Genomic DNA, 17,472 nt, shown 5'->3' with positions numbered 1-17,472 from the left:
ACTCCTAGACTTCCTTGGAAGCATATTTCATAATTTTTTCCTGAGTAAAATCTCTTCTTTCTACTTCACCGGCGATCCTCTTTTCTGCCAGCACGATGATTCTGTCCGCCATACCGAGCAGTTCTTCCATTTCCGACGAGATCATGATGATCGTCTTTCCCATCTCTATGAGTCTGCACATGATCTTATATATTTCATATTTTGCGCCCACGTCGATCCCTCTTGTCGGTTCATCCAGTATGATCAGCTCCGGTTCTGTGGCCAGCCACTTGGCCAGAACGACTTTCTGCTGATTCCCGCCGCTCAGCAGTCTGACCTGCTGTTCGTACGAAGCACATTTTATGTTCAGTGTCTTCCCGTACTCTTTTACGATCTTGTTTTCCTTTGCTTTTTCAAGGACAGATGCTTTCGAGAGCGCTCTCAGATTAGCCATTGATATATTTTCACGTATGGACAGATGTACGTGTACGCCGTGCTGCTTCCGGTCTTCGGGAACGAGGGCGATCCCTTTGCTGATTGCTTCTCTTGCATTCCCGGGACTGTACTCTTTCCCGTCCAGATACATCTTTCCTTCTTTGAGCGGCACGAGCCCAAAGATGAGGTGGGACAGTTCTGTCCTGCCTGCTCCTACAAGGCCGGCAAGACCAAGTATCTCACCCTTTCTGACAGAAAAGGACACATCTTTAAGCCCGTTCCCTGTCACGTCCTGAAGTTCCAGTATCTTTTCTTCCGTGAACATTGGTTTTCGTTCCGGAAATGTATTTTTCAGCTCTCTTCCGACCATCAGCCGGATCAGCTGCTCTGTATCTGTCTCTTTTGTCCACCGTGTCTCTACTTTCTGTCCGTCCCGCAGGACCGTCACTCTGTCCGACAGCCTGAATATCTCCTCCAGTCTGTGTGATATATATATGATCGTCACACCCTGGTCTCTCAGTGTCTCAACGAGCTGGAACATTCTTTCTACCTCTGCATTTGTAAGAGGAGCCGAGGGCTCGTCCATAATAAGCAGCTTTGCGTTCATGGAAATTGCCTTTGCGATCTCTGTGATCTGCTGATATCCGACGCTTAAGTTTTTTACAAGCTCTTCCGGATCAATATCTATATTGAGCTGTTCAAATATTTCCGCAGCCCTTTTGTTCATTTCCTGCCTGTCAATAATGATCCCCCTGCGCACGGCGTGCCCGAGAAAAACATTCTCAGCTACCGTCATCTCATTTACGAGATTAAATTCCTGATAAATGACCCCGATTCCTTTTTCCTGTGATAATGAGGGCGACAGCCTTTCAAATTCCTCTCCATTGATGACGATCTTTCCGGCATCCGGTACATATGCGCCCGCGCATGTCTTGATCAGCGTTGATTTTCCGGCTCCGTTCTCCCCTACGATTGCATGTACTTCTCCTCTTACAATGTCTATAGAGACATCTGACAAGGCTTTGATACCACCGAAGGCTTTCTCTATATTTCTAAATTCCAATATCTTATCAGCCATATAATCACCTGTTCCCGCGGCCGGGAAGAGCAGGAGAGCGCTTCCCGGCCGCATATGTTCTTATTTGTAATATTCACTCAGATTACTCTCATCGATCACCTGTACATTTGTATAGAGGTCTTTTTCTACTTTTTCATCTTTCAGAAGTTTATCCAGAGTATCTGTTATGGATGCCGCCTTGGAGAGCGGATCGTCCAGGAGAATGGACATCTTACACGGTTCGCCCGCGGCTATTTTGGATAAAAATTCAGTCGTTCCGTCAGCGCTGAATATACCTGCTTCCTCACCTTTGATCCCCGCGGCCTTTAAAGCTTCGTTGGCTCCCATAGCTCCTCCGTCACCTACAGAACAGACAACACGGCAGTCCGGATTGGACTGGAGCACGTTCTCCATTGCCTGCATCCCTCCGTCCGTGGAACCTTGATGAGAGACCTGTGCTACGACCTTTGAGTTTGGTGACAGTTCTGTAATGGCATCGTTGATGCCGTCGGCTCTTTTGATAACCTCTGCTCCGGCTTCCGGATAGTCCAGAATACAGACTTCTGCTTTTCCATCCAGATTATCTTCGATCCAGTCCGCCGCCTGTTTACCGATCTCATACCCTACATTGTAATTGTCAACGAGCAGGCAGCAGTCTGCGGCGTCAGAGTCTATATCCCAGGAGATCACTTTGATCCCTGCATCCATTGCTTCCTTCATGACCGTCTCAAGAGCCGCCTGGTCCGTCGGATTGATGACGATAGCGTCCACACCTTTCTGTATGAAGTTCTCTACCTGTGTGATCTGTGTCTGCGCGGTGGAACTGCAGTCTACGACCGTACATTTCCAGCCGTTTTCCTTGCAGTTATCTTCTATCGCCGTGCACGTCTCCGCCCATATCGTATTGGCCAGTGTCATTACAGTCACACCGATGGATATCTCTTCATCAGAACCTTTTTTCTTTGTTTCGCTTTCTCCTCCTCCTTTTGAACATCCGCTCATAACCAAACATGCTGCTAATGCCGCAGCCATTAATAATGATAATTTCTTCTTCATCTTTTTCCTCCATCACATTTTAATTTTCAGACAGGCCCGTCTTTTTTTGTTAAATACAGTATAACAACTATCTTTTTTTGTTTTAATGCGGCAATCTTTGTAATATGTGCACTATTTTACGAATTTCAGCAAAAGATAATATACATATTCAACAATTTCTTTATTTCTGTGCACATAACAAAACGGGAAGGTCTCCCTTCCCGTTTTGTTCACTCACATCAGCTTACTGTCCGAAGCGGGACAGTTCTCTGTCGCTTACTTTACTTAGATTTCTGTTATTTGACGACAATATAAGCACAGAAGTCCCATTCTTCTTCATATGCTCCAGAAATTCAATGATAGCTTTATCGACCAATTCATCGTTAATGGCAAATATCTCTTCACAGATGAGAAATGCAGGATTCTGCATCTCCAGCCGTTTCAGATATACGTGCCACTTTGTTGTCTCATCCAGTTCTCCGCCTGTTTTATCCCAGTTTTCTTTTCTGCTGAAAAATCCTGACTTAAATTCACACTTTACAAAGTTGCAGAAATTTTTGCTTATCACCCCTGCTCTGCTCATCTTTTTTATGGAACCAATATAAACATTTTCCAGAACCGTAAGATTATGAAACACATAACTGTCCGCCAGAATCTGCATCCTGAGTACATTAATTCCCTGCTTTTTCATATGTAAAATAGATTTGGGACGGTATATGCTGCCTTTATACCGTACGGCGCCGTTTTTTATTTTTTTCCGCCCAATGAGATAATAGACCAATTCCGTCCTTTCATTTTTATTCAGGTCAGATAAGCTGACGATCTCGCCTTCGTATATACAAAATGACAAATTCCTCAGAAACTGTCCGGTAAGTCCTCTCACTGAAAAGATTTCTTTCCTTTCTTCCCCGGTACTTTTCTGCGGCGGCGCGGCGGATACCGTCTCTGAAGTTTTAAAATGCAGGCGGCACAGCGGAAATTCTTCTTTCAGATACGTTTTCCCGATACGGCCGTTTTCAAAGATCATGATGCGGTCACAGACATTCATCAGCACGCCGATGTTATAATCTGTAATGACAAAGGTCTGTTTTCTTTCCTTGAGCAGTGTGAGTATTCTGAGAAACTCTTTCTGGTCTTCTTTGCTGTAGTCCATGAGCAGATCACGGATGACAATAAGAGGATATCCCTGTACATATGCCTTGATAAGTTCTATCTTTCTTATATCTGTCTTTGGAAGCTCTTCCACCAGACTGCCAGCATCCACGTCAATGTTAAATTCCCGCAGAATCCTGTCCGCCTCTTTATATACGGCGTTTTTATGGTAGATTTTTGCCCCTCTTCCTTTTCTGACTGTGTACAGATTATCTGCCACTGTCATTTCTTTTATAAGGGAAGGCTGCTCTCCGATATAATAAGCCTTTGTCTCATTTAAGATCAGCCCGATGACCGCATTTTTTTCTATATCGCTGCGCTGGAGAATGCCGGCCGTCTCACTTTCATACAACTCCATATATAGATGCTTTACAGCACAGAATCCCTGGTAGTCCGCGCTTTTCCCGCTGAAGCGCAGCATTTCCTTCTTTTCCATATGATACCTCTTGTCACACTCCCTTTTCCATTCCTGTATTCTGAAGAGGAAGGCGGATATGTACGTCAGTTCCTGCATTTTCCATGCTTGATATATACAGTCCATATTCACTGCCGAAAAGCAGCTTTATTCTCCGGTTGATATTTACGATCCCAAGCCCGTGTGTACTCTTTTCTTTGATCTTATCGTTGATATAATCCACACAGTTTTCCAGATTGACCGTTATGTCTTCCAGTTCCTGTTCAGACATTCCGCATCCATTATCCGAACACTTGATAAGCACAGCGTCCTCTGTGCGGAATATTGTAATGCTCAGCTCACAGTCCGAGACTGCACTTTTGAATCCGTGCGATATGGAATTTTCTATTATCGGCTGCAGCGCAAGCCTTGGTATGACATTTTCCATAATAGCCGTATCCTCTTTATCACAGTTGACCGTAAGATGAAACCGTCTGTTAAATCTGAACTGCTGGATCAGAAAATAATTGTGTACACTTTCCAGTTCTTCACTTATCGTAACGAGAAGCCCGCTCCTGCTTATGCTGTAGCTGAAAAAATTGGACAGCGCTTTTGTCATGCTTGCCAGCTCAGCAGCGCCTATCTGTACCGCCTCCCCTCTTATACAGTCGAGCGTATTATAAAGAAAATGCGGATTGATCTGAGACTGGAGCATTATGACAGTTGTCTGGTTCTGCAGCAGCTCCATTTCATAGTTATTGAGCACCTCTTCTTTTATATCTTGTCCGGCTCCCTTTTCATCATACAGCTTAATAAGCGTGCCCCTGACCTTTTTTGACTGAAAAACGGTCAGTACCAGAACCGCCATGATCACGCAGACGAGTATGATACAGAGCCATTTATCCGCATTTTCTTTGAACGCAGCTTCCAGAAACAGTATGCCGGCGCTCAATATACCTGCAATGTGGAGAATTTTTAAATTGTTCATCTCTTTAATTATCTTCAAATCTCTGCTCCCGGAAATAACGTCTCCCTAATTGTAAAGTTTTCTGTATTCCATCGGTTTAACGCCGACCTTGCTTTTAAAGAGTTTACTGAAGTATCTCTGGTTACTGATGCCGACCATTTCACAAGTCTCCGCGACTGTGTGATCTCCTTTTCTCAGAAGTTCTTTTGCCATTTCGATCCGGTATTCGTTGACCCAGTCTACGAAAGTCATCCCTTCCTCCTTGCTGAACACAGAAGAAAAGTAAGCAGGACTCAGAGATACCTCGCCGGCTACATCTTCCAGTTTTATCTTTGAGGCGTAATTTTTCTTTACATATTCTTTGGCCTCACGGATCGGCTTATATCCTTTCTGCTTTCTTTCATCCAGCATCCGCTTCATCAGGCCGCAGATATTTTCTTCCACAACAGAGACGAGATCCATCACAGTCAGCGTATTATCCATCTCATATAAGATCTCTTTGCCGACAATAATATTGTCGGAGCCTTCCTGCCTGTTTCTATTCAGCGTATCATAAAAAAGCTGTACACATTCCTCAAGAATCTTGTAAAGAACCAGTACATTTTTTCTCTCAGCTCTCACAATATCCTCAAGCTTCTGTCTGAACAGTTCCCTGTTGGACAGTTCAAAGATACGGATCAGACTTCTCTTGTCATCTTCTCCGAGATAGCTGTCTCTGTATTGAAGCTCCATATCTTCCGAAAAATACACCTTATTTGTACCGGAGATTATTCTGTATATCACCGCGTCAACAGCTGATTCACAGGACTGCCGCACGTTTTGTACGCTGCCGCAGGCGTTTCCCACACCGACGGTCGCATTTAATCCGCTGAACAGGGAGACTGCCTGTCTGGCATCCTCCAGTATGTTTTTGGCAAGCTGACGGATGGATGCATCCGCTTCCGGATCATAATTTACTGTAAATATGCATCCTCCCTGCACAAAAGAAACGATCGTGTCATTGTGTATTCTGCTGATAGAGCTCATACATTTTTCACGTATTTTTTTCTGTATGATCTGAAGATTGAATTTTTCATCTGCTTTCCCGTCTACATCGATCTTCACGTATATGACGCGGAAATATCCTTCTTTAAAGTCTGCGTAATACTTCTGGTTGATATCGGAAAGATTCATATGTCTGCCGATCTCACTGTTATTTCTTATATCCTGAAGAAAAAAGCTCTGAAGAGTATCTTTAATTTTTTCGGCATCATCTGACAATATTTCATTTTTTTCTACACTGATCTCCAGACAGATCTTTTTCAGCGCGTCATTAAGTTCTTCTTCATCTATCGGCTTCAGCAGATAATTGTCCACACCATATTTTAATGCTTCTCTCGCGTACTCAAACTGCCGGTATCCGCTTACTATGAGAATCTTAGCATCGTTGTCTTTTTCCCTCATATCTTTTATGAGTTCAATGGCATTCATTCCGGGCATACAGATATCTGTTATAAGTATATCCGGCTTCTTTCGTTCCACTGCCTCTTTTAATTCAAGACCATCGTGGCAGATACAGCAAAGTTCCAGTTCAAGCTCCTCCCACAGAATACTGCTGTTTAATAAAACACAGATTTTTTCTTCATCATCCGCAATTATGACTTTATACATTTTATATGCATCCTTTTCTTATCATAATTTTCTTATATTTTTTATCTTACGTAATTATTGATATGATAAATTATATCATTATTATATTACTCTTTAAACACAATTCTTCAAAAAGATATTTCAATAAAGAAAATAATAATTGACAATATATTTGATCTATGATTTAATACATATATAGTTAATTAGTCAAGTAACTAACTAAATAAGTTAGGAGGTACACTATGAAACAAGAACTGGACCAGGAAAAGCCTATTTTTATCCAGATCTCGGAAACTATTGAAGATGGTATACTGACAGGCGCTTTTCGGGAAGAAGAGCAGATTCCTTCTATAACAGAATTTTCCGTTAATTATAAAATTAATCCGGCGACGGCGCTGAAGGGAATCAACTTATTAGTAGACGAATCGATCTTATTTAAAAAGCGGGGTGTAGGAATGTTTGTATCAAAAGGAGCCGTACAGAAATTAAAAGACAAAAGGCAGAGTCAGTTTTATGACAGCTATATCTGTAAGATGATAGAGGAAGCCAGGAGACTTGGCATCACAAGTGACGACATTATTGCCATGATAGAAAGGGGATATGTAAAATGAACGGGATCGAGATAAAAGATATTTCCAAAAGTTTCAAGGATACAAAAGCTTTGACAGATGTGGATCTCTGTCTGGAAGAAGGGAAGATCTACGGTCTTCTCGGCAGAAACGGCGCGGGAAAGTCCACGCTGCTCAATATTATCAATAACCGGATATTTGCGGACAAAGGTACTGTTGTACTGAATGGAGACCGTATGGAGGAAAACGAGGAGATACTCTCTCAATTCTTTCTTGTAAATGAAAATAATCTCTATCCGGAAGGAATGAAAGTAAAAGAAGCTTTCTTCTGGGCCCAGAAATTTTATCCGGACTTTGATATGGATTATGCCCGGAAACTGTGCGCTGTATTTGAACTTTCTTTAAAGAAGAAAATAAAAAACTTATCCACAGGATATCAGTCGATCTTTAAAAATGTCATGGCTCTTTCTGTCAATGTGCCTTATGTATTTTTAGATGAGCCTGTACTTGGACTGGACGCTTATCACAGAGATTTGTTTTACAGACTTCTGATCGAAAAATATGCAGAACATCCTTTTACTGCCGTTATCTCCACACATCTTATTGAAGAAGTCACCAATATTGTGGAGCAGGTCATCATTATCAAGAATGGAAAAATTATCAGAAATGAATCAAGAGATGCTATTCTTAACAACGGATACTGTATCTCAGGCCGTGCATCTCTGGTAGATTCTTATGTATCAGGCCGGGAAATAATAGGGGAAGATGTTATCGGCGGCCTTAAAACTGCTTATCTTCTCGGAAAGCCGGATGATATGCTTCCGGACGGGCTGGAACTTTCGGCTATGGATCTGCAGAAATTATTTATTCAGCTTACTGGAGAATAGGAGGAAATCAAAATGAAAAAAGCATTGAAATATCAGTTATCAGATCTAAGAATTGTATTTATCGTCTATTTTGCCATCCTGGTCTTCCTTTATGCCATAGGTTCCATAGGACTTAATACCGTAAAAGTTAATTTCAGCAGCGGATCTGTATCTATAGGGCTGAGCGGCGCTTTTGTCTGCCTTATAACAGGAATGGTCATGTTTCAGGAACATTTCTGGATGCTTATTCAGAACGGCTTCACCAGAAAGATCTATTTTAAGAGCAGTCTGTGTACGATAAGTATCTTAAGTATCGTCTTTGCAATAGCAGAAGGATTAATGTCAAAGCTTATTGAACTTACGTTTTTATCGCACAGAAATATTATTGTGAAGACTTCGATAAAGATGATTTTTCCTTCCCTTCATGAAAAGCTGGACGGAGGAATGGGATTCATCTTAAATATTATGCTCACGGCAGTTATGACAGCATGCCTGTTTATGGTCGGTTATCTGCTGGCAGGTATATTCTACCGGCTTCCAAAACAGCTTAAGACACCTTTTGCGATCTGTCTGCCGGTCTTCCTCTTTGTTATACTTCCTGTTCTCATCAGCATATTTCCATCCATAGGGAACACATTTGTACGGTTTCTCTTAACTGTGATGGGAATAAGTTCTCAGAACATGCTGCTTATTTTTCTGTTTTTTGCAGTCTTATTCGGACTTTTATCGGCTGCAAGTTATATTACTGTAAAACGGGCTGAGGTAAATTAACTCCATAAATTCATTCAAAAGTATTCAAATAATATTGAAATAAAAAAAGGTGAGATCCACTGTACGGGTCTCACCTTTTTACTGTTCAATGTTTGTCTTTATTCTTCTGAAGTATTTTCTGCCTGTACTTCTTCTGTATCTTCTTCTTCATCCTCATCGTCGCCTTTTCTCACTTTTGCGATACTGGCAACTGTCTCTCCGTCCGGAAGATTGATCAGCTTAACGCCGGACGTCACACGGCCAAGAGAAGATATATTATCACATTTCATACGGATGATAATGCCGCCTGTATTGATGATCATGATCTCATCATCGAGATCAACGGCCTTTACTCCGACGACATTTCCTGTCTTTTCTGTGATCTTATAACATTTTACACCTTTGCCGCCTCTGTTCTGGCTTGTGAACTCATCCATCCCGGTACGTTTCCCCATACCTTTTTCCGACACGATGAGCAGATGTGTTCCCTGAGAATCGAGCTGCATGCCGATGACTTCATCACGGTCTGCCAGGTTCATCCCGCGCACTCCCATGGATGTCCTTCCTGTGGAACGTACGTCTCTTTCATTAAACCGGATACACTGGCCGTATTTGGTGATAAGGATAATGTCCCGTTCATTGTTCGTATACTTGACTTCTATCAGTTCATCCTCTTCCCGGAGTGTGATCGCCGCAAGACCGGTCTTTCGCACATTGGCGTAGTCCGTGATCGGAGTCTTCTTCACAAGTCCCTTCTTTGTGGACATAAAGAGATATTCGCCTTCTTTATACTCTTCGATCGGAATGACTGCCGTTATCTTCTCTTCAGGCATCAGCTGCAGCAGATTGATGATGGCGGTCCCTCTCGACGTCCTGCTTGCCTCTGGGATCTCATATGCTTTCAGGCGGTATACGCGGCCTGTATTTGTAAAGAACATAATGTAGTGATGAGTGTTTGTCATAAAGAGTTCTTCTACATAGTCCTCTTCCAGCGTCTGCATTCCTTTGATGCCTTTGCCGCCCCGGTGCTGTGCTTTGAACGTATCGTTTGACATGCGCTTGATATAACCGAGCTTTGTCATTGTAATAACTACATCCTGTCTCGGGATCAAATCTTCCATTGAGATGTCAAACTCATCAAATCCGATGGACGTCCTTCTCTCATCACCGTATTTATCTCTGATAATGATGATCTCTTCTTTTATCACGCCGAGAAGCAGTTTTCTGTCGGCTAGGATCGCCTTCAATTCTCCGATCTTTTCCATGAGCTCTTTATATTCATTTTCAAGCTTCTCCCGCTCCAGTCCGGTAAGCGCGCGCAGACGCATGTCTACGATAGCCTGCGACTGTACGTCCGACAAGCCGAAGCGCTCCATCAATTCAGCCTTTGCGGCCTGCACATTATCCGAACCTCTGATGATGCGGATCACCTCGTCGATATTGTCGAGCGCTATGAGTAACCCCTCTAAAATGTGGGCCCGCTCTTCTGCCTTGTTAAGCTCATACTTCGTGCGCCGCGTCACGACTTCTTCCTGGTGTTCCAGGTAATAGTTCAGCATATCGAGAAGATTCATGACTCTTGGCTCATTGTTGATGAGAGAGAGCATGATGACGCCGAACGTATCCTGCAGCTGTGTATGCTTATACAGCTGATTTAATATTACGTTGGCGTTGGCATCCCGCCTGAGTTCTATACAGACACGCATTCCTTCTCTGTTTGACTGATCGCTCAGATCTGTGATGCCGTCGATCTTCTTGTCACGCACAAGCTCTGCTATCTTTTCGATCAGACGGGCTTTATTGACCATGTACGGAAGCTCTGACACGATGATGCGGCTCTTCCCGTTCGGCATCGTCTCTATGTCTGTCACCGCGCGGACGCGGACTTTTCCCCGGCCGGTGCGGTATGCTTCCTCAATGCCTCTTGTGCCGAGTATCATTCCGCCGGTAGGGAAGTCAGGCCCTTTTATGATCTTCAGTATATCTTCGATCGTCGTCTCTTCATTTTCTTCGATCTGGTCATCGATGATCTTTACGACCGCGTTGATGACTTCAGCCAGGTTGTGGGGCGGTATATTTGTCGCCATTCCGACCGCGATGCCGGATGTACCGTTTACGAGCAGATTCGGAAATCTTGCCGGCAGTACGACTGGTTCTTTTTCTGTCTCGTCAAAGTTCGGTATGAAATCAACCGTATCTTTGTTGATGTCCGCCGTCAGTTCCATAGATATCTTGCTGAGCCGTGCCTCTGTGTAACGCATGGCGGCCGCGCCGTCGCCGTCCACGGAACCGAAGTTGCCGTGTCCGTCCACGAGCGGATATCGTGTAGACCATTCCTGTGCCATATTGACAAGCGCTCCGTAGATGGAACTGTCGCCGTGCGGATGATATTTACCCATCGTATCACCGACGATACGGGCGCATTTTCTGTGTGGTTTGTCCGGTCCGTTATTCAATTCGATCATGGAATACAGTATTCTTCTCTGTACCGGCTTCAGTCCGTCTCTTACATCGGGCAGCGCGCGTGAAGCGATAACGCTCATGGCATAGTCGATATAGGAGGTCTCCATTGTCTTTTTCAGATCCACTTCATGGACCTTGTCAAAAATATTATCTTCCATTGTTTACCTCCTACACATCCAGATTCTGTACGTATTTTGCATTTTCTTCTATGAACTCACGTCTCGGTTCTACCTTGTCACCCATAAGTGTCGTAAATGTAAGGTCGAGTTCGGACGTAGTCTCGTCATCCATCGTCACACGAAGCAGTATGCGGTGTTCCGGATCCATGGTCGTCTCCCAGAGCTGCCCGGCATCCATCTCTCCAAGACCTTTATAGCGCTGTATCTTGTTGCTTCCGTCACGGCCTACTTCCCGCAGTATCGTATCCAGCTCTTCATCGCTGTAAGCATACCAGACTTTTTTATTCTTCTCCAGCTTGTAGAGCGGCGGCTGTGCAAGATAAACATAGCCTTCTTTGATCAGGTCAGGCATAAAACGGTACAGGAATGTTAACAATAACGTACTGATATGCGCGCCGTCGACGTCGGCATCTGTCATAATGATGATTTTATGATAACGTAATTTTGATATATCAAAATCATCGTGTATACCTGTCCCAAACGCCGTGATCATCGCTTTGATCTCTGCGTTTGCATAAATCTTATCAAGCCTTGCCTTCTCTACGTTCAGTATCTTGCCGCGCAGAGGAAGTATGGCCTGTGTGCCTCTGTCACGGGCAGTCTTGGCAGAACCGCCGGCTGAATCACCCTCTACGATATAGATCTCGCAGTTTTTCGGGTCTTTATCAGAACAGTCTGCAAGCTTTCCTGGTAGTGACATGCTGTCCAGGGCGGATTTTCTTCTTGTAAGGTCTCTTGCTTTTCTCGCGGCTTCCCTTGCCCGCTGCGCCATGACTGATTTTTCAACCGTCATCTTTGCCACAGACGGATTCTGCTCCAGGAATATCTCCAGCTGGCTGCTCACTACGCTGTCTACAGCCCCGCGCGCTTCGCTGTTTCCAAGCTTCTGTTTCGTCTGCCCCTCAAACTGAGGATCTTCTATTTTTACACTGATGATGGCAGTGAGCCCTTCTCTTATATCCTCGCCGGATAGATTCGGTTCACTGTCTTTGAGCAGTTTATTCTTTCTGGCATAGTCGTTAAATGTCTTTGTCAGCGCATTACGGAAACCGACGATATGCGTGCCGCCTTCCGGAGTCGTGATATTATTGACAAAGCCATATGTGTTGTCGCTGTAGGAATCATTGTGCTGCATCGCCACTTCAACAGCCACGTTATTTACGAGCCCTTCACAGTAGATAATGCTCTCATAAAGAGGCGTTTTGCTGCGGTTCAGATATTCTACAAACTGTTTGATACCGCCTTCGTAATGAAATGTCTTCTCTACCGGCTCGTCTTCCGGCCTGTCGTCCCGCAGGACAATTTTAAGGCCTTTTGTGAGGAAGGCCATTTCCCTGAAACGCTGCTTCAGCACGTCATACTCAAAGACAGTCTCCTCAAAGATCGTGTCGTCTGGAAGAAATGTTACCTTCGTACCGGTCTTGTCTGAGCCGCATTCCCCGATCACCGCCAGCTTTTTTGCCACTTTGCCGCGTTCATAACGCTGCATATAAACTTTTCCTTCACTGTAGATCTCAACTTCCAGCCAGTTAGACAGAGCATTTACGACTGAAGCGCCTACGCCGTGGAGACCGCCGGATACTTTGTATCCTCCGCCGCCAAATTTACCGCCTGCGTGCAGTATCGTAAAAACTACTTCAACAGCGGGGAGTCCGGCCTTACTGTTAATTCCCACAGGGATACCGCGGCCGTTATCCACAACCGTTACAGAATTATCTTGATTTATCGTCACGTATATAGTGTCGCAGAATCCTGCCAGAGCTTCATCGACCGCATTGTCCACGATCTCGTAAACGAGATGGTGAAGACCGCGTGCCGATGTACTTCCGATATACATACCCGGCCGTTTTCTGACAGCTTCCAGACCTTCTAATATCTGAATCTCGTCCGCGCCATATTCGTGCTGCACCTTTTCTGTACTCATTCTAATCCTCCTAGTTCTCTTTCGCTACTTGTCCGTCCTGGACATGAAATACTTTGTTTATAGAAAAACGATGATTCACAAACTCATCCACGCCTGTACAGGTGATCAAGGTCTGTATATCATGAATACTATCTAATAAATAGTTTTGCCTGTGTTTGTCAAGTTCAGACAATACATCGTCAAGTAACAGGACCGGTGTATCGTGAATTGACTGCTTGACCAGTTCTATCTCTGAAAGTTTGAGAGACAGCGCGGCAGTCCTCTGCTGTCCCTGGGATCCGAATCTGCGTATATCAAGGTCCCCGACCATAAAGCATATATCGTCTCTGTGGGGACCCACTGAAGTGCTTTTGATTCTCATATCCCGTTCTCTGTTTTTGGCCAGAGCCTGCTCAAACGTAAGATTTCCGACGCTTGGTTCATAGATCAAATTAATTTCTTCTTTTTCACCAGTTAATTTTTTGTGTATATTAGAAATTATTTTGTTTATCTCTTTCACAAACTGTTTTCTTCTCTCAATAATTTTATTACCGTACTGGATCAATTGGATTTCCCATACATCCAGTGTCTCCATTAGATTTCTCTGCTGGGTGATATCTTTTAATAAATGATTTCTCTGATTTACGATACGATTATAATTAGATAAATTATTAAGATATACCTTATCTAGCTGTGATAATTCAAGATCTATAAATCTTCTTCTCTCCGACGGTCCGTTTTTTATGATATTCAGATCTTCAGGAGAAAAAAATACAATATTGATTATTCCAAACAGTTCACTTGCTTTGCGTATGGGTATCTTGTTTATGGCTATCCCCTTCGGACTGTTTTTCTTAAGATGCATGTCTATCTGATAAGTGATGCCGTTTTTTTCCACAACAGTCTCTATATGTGACTCTTCTTTCCCAAACTGAACGAGATCTCTGTCCTTTGTTCCCCTGTGGGATTTTGTTGTGCCGGAAAGATATACAGATTCCAGGATATTTGTTTTTCCCTGTGCGTTATCCCCATAAAAGATATTTGTGGCGTTATCAAACTCCAGTTTTAAAAAATCATAATTTCTAAAACTCTTTAATTTCAAAGATTTAATCTTCAATTTTTATTTCTTCCCCACCAAAAGATACCACATCTCCTGCATGAAGCTTTCTTCCGCGGCGGGTATCTGTCTCTCCATTCACCTTGACGAGGCCGTCCTGAATGACTTCTTTGGCCTCTACGCCGGAATCCACCAAACCGGCGGCCTTCAGCGCCTGGCCGAGCTTGATGAATTCTTCTCTTAATTTTATATTCTGCATTTTATTTTCCTTACTTGCTCATATGTGTATTTTTATTATGCTGCATTAAAGTTTACCGGAAGAATGAGATAGATATAACTCTCCGCGTCATCTTTTATGAAGCATGGAGCCTTTGCATTCATCAGGTAAAGTGTCGCCTCTTCGTCGTCAATGACACGGAGCGCGTCTATGAGAAACTTCGGGTTAAAGCCGATCAGAAGATCCTTTCCCTCTTTTTCGATCATGATCTCTTCATTCATGGAACCAATCTGTGATTTTATCTTAAGTTCCATTATTTCATCACCTATGTTGATGATGATAGGCTTTTTGTCTCCTTCTTTTACGAGAAGAGTCGCTCTGTCTATACAGTTGAGCAGCTCTTTTTTGTTGATTCTAACCTTGGTCTCGTAATCACTTGACAACATCTGGTCTATTTTGAAATACTCGCCTTCTATGAGTCTTGATACGACGATCGTATTGTCAAATTCAAATACAATGTGATTGTTCGTATAGGAGATATTTACCATGCTCTCCGCCTCGCCGGACAGTATCTTACTCACTTCTGTGAGTGTCTTTCCGGGAACGACCAGCTTCTTGTCGGCAACTTCATTTTTCAGTTCGATCTTACGTATTGATATTCTGTGTCCGTCAAGTGAAACGACTCTCAGTATGTTGTCTTTGATCTCAAAGAGTTCACCTGTCATTAATTTATTGCTTTCCGTATCAGCAATAGAAAAGATAGTCTGTCTGATAACTTCTTTCAAAGTAAACTGTGATATTTCTATGGACTCTTCTTTCTCTATGATCGGCAGATATGAAAATTCTTCGCCAGGCTTTCCTGACAGATCGAACTTTGCTTTTTCACACGTGATCACTGTCTGAAGATTTGCATCTGTTTCGATCACAATGTCACTGTCAGGAAGCTTTCTTACGATCTCAGAAAAGATTCTTGCGTCAATGGCTATCATTCCCCGTTCTGTGATCTCTCCCTCTATCTCTGTCTGTATGCCAAGTTCCATATCGTTCGCTGTCAGCTTTATAATATCGGCAGTGGCATCAATAAGAATACATTCCAGTATGGGCATTGTTGTTTTAGAAGGGACAGCTTTTGAAACGATGCTGACTCCTTTTACAAGATTTGATTTACTGCATATGATCTTCATGTGTATAACTCCTTTCCTGCGGCGCAAATATATAAATATATAAAAGATTTCCGTCTTCTTCTTATTAGGGGCTGTGGAAAAGAGGAAAACCCCTTTAAGCCCTCTGGCTGTCAATGTTCCGGCATTTTAAAACTGTGTGGAATGTGACAGGTTTATATGTGGATGTGGTTTGGATAACTTTTTCGTAATTCACTATTTTATTTCTGTAATAGGAGATATCCATAGGTTGTCCACAATTTTATTAACATTATGCCGGATTAATTTTCTTCTTTATGATACTTACTGTGTTGGATAATGTTTCATCTGTTGTGACTTCTTTTGTTATCTTGTCAACTCCGTGCTTTACTGTAGAATGGTCTTTCCCGCCGAGAAAGATGCCGATTGATTTAAGCGGTGTATCTGTCATGGAACGGATGAGATACATTGCGATCTGTCTCGGATTGGAAATATCTGCATTTCTCTTATTGCTTTTCAGATCAGCGATCGATACGCCGAAATGTTCAGAAACGATATCCAGTATAAGCTCAGGTGTCACTTCTCTGTTATTCTTGGAAGATATGATATCTTTCAGCGCTTCAGAAGCAAGTGTGATATCGATCTGTGTGGCGTTGTTGTTCAGCTTGTACAGAGCGATCAGCTTGTTGAGTGAACCTTCAAGTTCCCGGATGTTAGTCTTGATATTTGTAGCGATATATTCGATCACATCCTGGGGAATATTATATTTTTCCAGTTTGTCCAGTTCGATCTTTTTCTGGAGGATCGCCATTCTTGTCTCATAATTCGGAGCTGATATATCCGCGATGAGCCCCCATTCAAACCGTGTGCGCAGCCGCGCCTCCAATGTTTCAATATCCTTGGGCGGTTTATCACTTGATATGATGATCTGCTTTCCGGATGTATGGAGATGATTGAATGTATGGAAGAATTCTTCCTGTGTACTTTCTTTTCCTATTATAAATTGTATGTCGTCGATAAGCAGAACATCATTATTTCTATACTTGTCCCGGAATTTGGACATGGCAGATTCATTTCCGGCCGTTTTACCGTTCTTCAATGCATCGATCAATTCATTTGTAAAAGTTTCACTCGTTACGTATAAGACTTTTTTCTTCGGACTTTTCTCCAATATAAAATGCGCAATAGAATGCATAAGGTGGGTCTTGCCAAGTCCGACACCTCCGTAAAGAAACAACGGATTATACACTTCACCCGGAGATTCGGCCACCGCCAGCGACGCTGCATGAGCAAAGTTATTATTTCCTCCTACAACGAACGTATCAAACGTATACTTTGGATTAAGACCGGCTTTTTCGGCAGCGGATTTCGTTTTCTTCTTCTGGCTCGCCTCGATCGCCATATTCTGTATTTCGTCGATCCTGTCATCATCTTCCGATAAAAACACAATCTCATATTCCGTGCCCGTGATCTCTGCGATACAGACCTTGAGCGGAAGAAGATACTTTTTCTCAATATATTCGACGCTTGCATTCATATTGACAAGTATAAATACAGTGCTGTCAATGACGTCATATACCTTTAAAGGCTGGATCCATGTAGAGAAAGATACATTGGATAACTCATGCTCAATTCTCAGATGCTCAATAATCTCCTGCCATTTTTCCTTAACAATGTTCAT

The 17,472-nt window shown here is 43.1% G+C and carries 14 protein-coding genes; 3 read left to right on the top strand and 11 right to left on the bottom strand.

The features are described from left to right. Positions 1-4: 4 nt before the first annotated feature. The 5 genes from LAJLEIBI_RS00070 to LAJLEIBI_RS00050 all read right to left on the bottom strand — a co-directional run bounded on the left by LAJLEIBI_RS00070 (position 5) and on the right by LAJLEIBI_RS00050 (position 6,669). Positions 5-1,492: a sugar ABC transporter ATP-binding protein gene (locus LAJLEIBI_RS00070; RefSeq protein WP_040435662.1), complete on the bottom strand. Its 1,488-nt coding sequence runs from the start codon at positions 1,490-1,492 to the stop codon at positions 5-7. 60 nt (positions 1,493-1,552) lie between these two features. Further along, complete coding sequence (locus LAJLEIBI_RS00065; RefSeq protein ID WP_006443793.1) at positions 1,553-2,527, bottom strand: sugar ABC transporter substrate-binding protein; 975 nt, start codon at positions 2,525-2,527, stop codon at positions 1,553-1,555. A 223-nt stretch (positions 2,528-2,750) separates the two neighbouring features. Further along, the gene (locus tag LAJLEIBI_RS00060) at positions 2,751-4,094 is read right to left on the bottom strand and encodes a sugar ABC transporter ATP-binding protein (protein WP_006443792.1); all 1,344 of its coding nucleotides are present in this window, start codon (positions 4,092-4,094) and stop codon (positions 2,751-2,753) included. A 13-nt stretch (positions 4,095-4,107) separates the two neighbouring features. Further along, the gene (locus tag LAJLEIBI_RS00055; RefSeq protein WP_006443791.1) at positions 4,108-5,058 is read right to left on the bottom strand and encodes a sensor histidine kinase; all 951 of its coding nucleotides are present in this window, start codon (positions 5,056-5,058) and stop codon (positions 4,108-4,110) included. Positions 5,059-5,085: 27 nt separating this feature from the next. Further along, complete coding sequence (locus LAJLEIBI_RS00050; protein ID WP_006443790.1) at positions 5,086-6,669, bottom strand: response regulator; 1,584 nt, start codon at positions 6,667-6,669, stop codon at positions 5,086-5,088. A gap of 221 nt (positions 6,670-6,890) precedes the next feature. On the opposite strand from LAJLEIBI_RS00050, the gene LAJLEIBI_RS00045 reads away from it, so the two are divergent. The 3 genes from LAJLEIBI_RS00045 to LAJLEIBI_RS00035 are packed head-to-tail and all read left to right on the top strand — an operon-like array spanning position 6,891 to position 8,854. Beyond that, positions 6,891-7,259 (top strand): GntR family transcriptional regulator, encoded by a 369-nt coding sequence (locus LAJLEIBI_RS00045; protein ID WP_006443789.1) that lies wholly within the window; start codon positions 6,891-6,893, stop codon positions 7,257-7,259. Continuing rightward, on the top strand, positions 7,256-8,104 hold the full coding sequence (locus LAJLEIBI_RS00040; RefSeq protein ID WP_006443788.1) for an ATP-binding cassette domain-containing protein: 849 nt from the start codon (positions 7,256-7,258) through the stop codon (positions 8,102-8,104). The genes LAJLEIBI_RS00045 and LAJLEIBI_RS00040 overlap by 4 nt, the downstream gene beginning before the upstream one ends. A 12-nt stretch (positions 8,105-8,116) precedes the next feature. Then, the gene (locus tag LAJLEIBI_RS00035; RefSeq protein ID WP_006443787.1) at positions 8,117-8,854 is read left to right on the top strand and encodes a hypothetical protein; all 738 of its coding nucleotides are present in this window, start codon (positions 8,117-8,119) and stop codon (positions 8,852-8,854) included. Positions 8,855-8,952: 98 nt separating this feature from the next. Here LAJLEIBI_RS00035 and gyrA read toward each other — a convergent pair whose 3' ends face one another. The 6 genes from gyrA to dnaA all read right to left on the bottom strand — a co-directional run bounded on the left by gyrA (position 8,953) and on the right by dnaA (position 17,472). After that, the gene (gene gyrA, locus LAJLEIBI_RS00030) at positions 8,953-11,454 is read right to left on the bottom strand and encodes a DNA gyrase subunit A (RefSeq protein WP_006443786.1); all 2,502 of its coding nucleotides are present in this window, start codon (positions 11,452-11,454) and stop codon (positions 8,953-8,955) included. A gap of 10 nt (positions 11,455-11,464) precedes the next feature. Then, the gene (gene gyrB / locus LAJLEIBI_RS00025) at positions 11,465-13,399 is read right to left on the bottom strand and encodes a DNA topoisomerase (ATP-hydrolyzing) subunit B (RefSeq protein WP_006443785.1); all 1,935 of its coding nucleotides are present in this window, start codon (positions 13,397-13,399) and stop codon (positions 11,465-11,467) included. Positions 13,400-13,409: 10 nt separating this feature from the next. Beyond that, positions 13,410-14,495, bottom strand: coding sequence for a DNA replication/repair protein RecF (recF, locus tag LAJLEIBI_RS00020; protein WP_006443784.1), 1,086 nt, complete (start codon positions 14,493-14,495; stop codon positions 13,410-13,412). Further along, positions 14,485-14,694, bottom strand: a complete 210-nt coding sequence (locus LAJLEIBI_RS00015) for an RNA-binding S4 domain-containing protein (RefSeq protein WP_006443783.1) — start codon at positions 14,692-14,694, stop codon at positions 14,485-14,487. The genes recF and LAJLEIBI_RS00015 overlap by 11 nt, the downstream gene beginning before the upstream one ends. Positions 14,695-14,729: 35 nt before the next feature. Beyond that, complete coding sequence (gene dnaN, locus LAJLEIBI_RS00010; RefSeq protein ID WP_040435161.1) at positions 14,730-15,836, bottom strand: DNA polymerase III subunit beta; 1,107 nt, start codon at positions 15,834-15,836, stop codon at positions 14,730-14,732. 247 nt (positions 15,837-16,083) lie between these two features. Further along, positions 16,084-17,472 (bottom strand): chromosomal replication initiator protein DnaA, encoded by a 1,389-nt coding sequence (gene dnaA / locus LAJLEIBI_RS00005; RefSeq protein WP_006443781.1) that lies wholly within the window; start codon positions 17,470-17,472, stop codon positions 16,084-16,086.

The sequence above is a fragment of the [Clostridium] hylemonae DSM 15053 genome, assembly GCF_008281175.1.
GTDB classification, from domain to species: Bacteria; Bacillota; Clostridia; order Lachnospirales; family Lachnospiraceae; genus Extibacter; species Extibacter hylemonae.
Note: the sequence above shows the minus strand (reverse complement) of the source record. Positions and strands in the feature narration are given on the sequence as shown.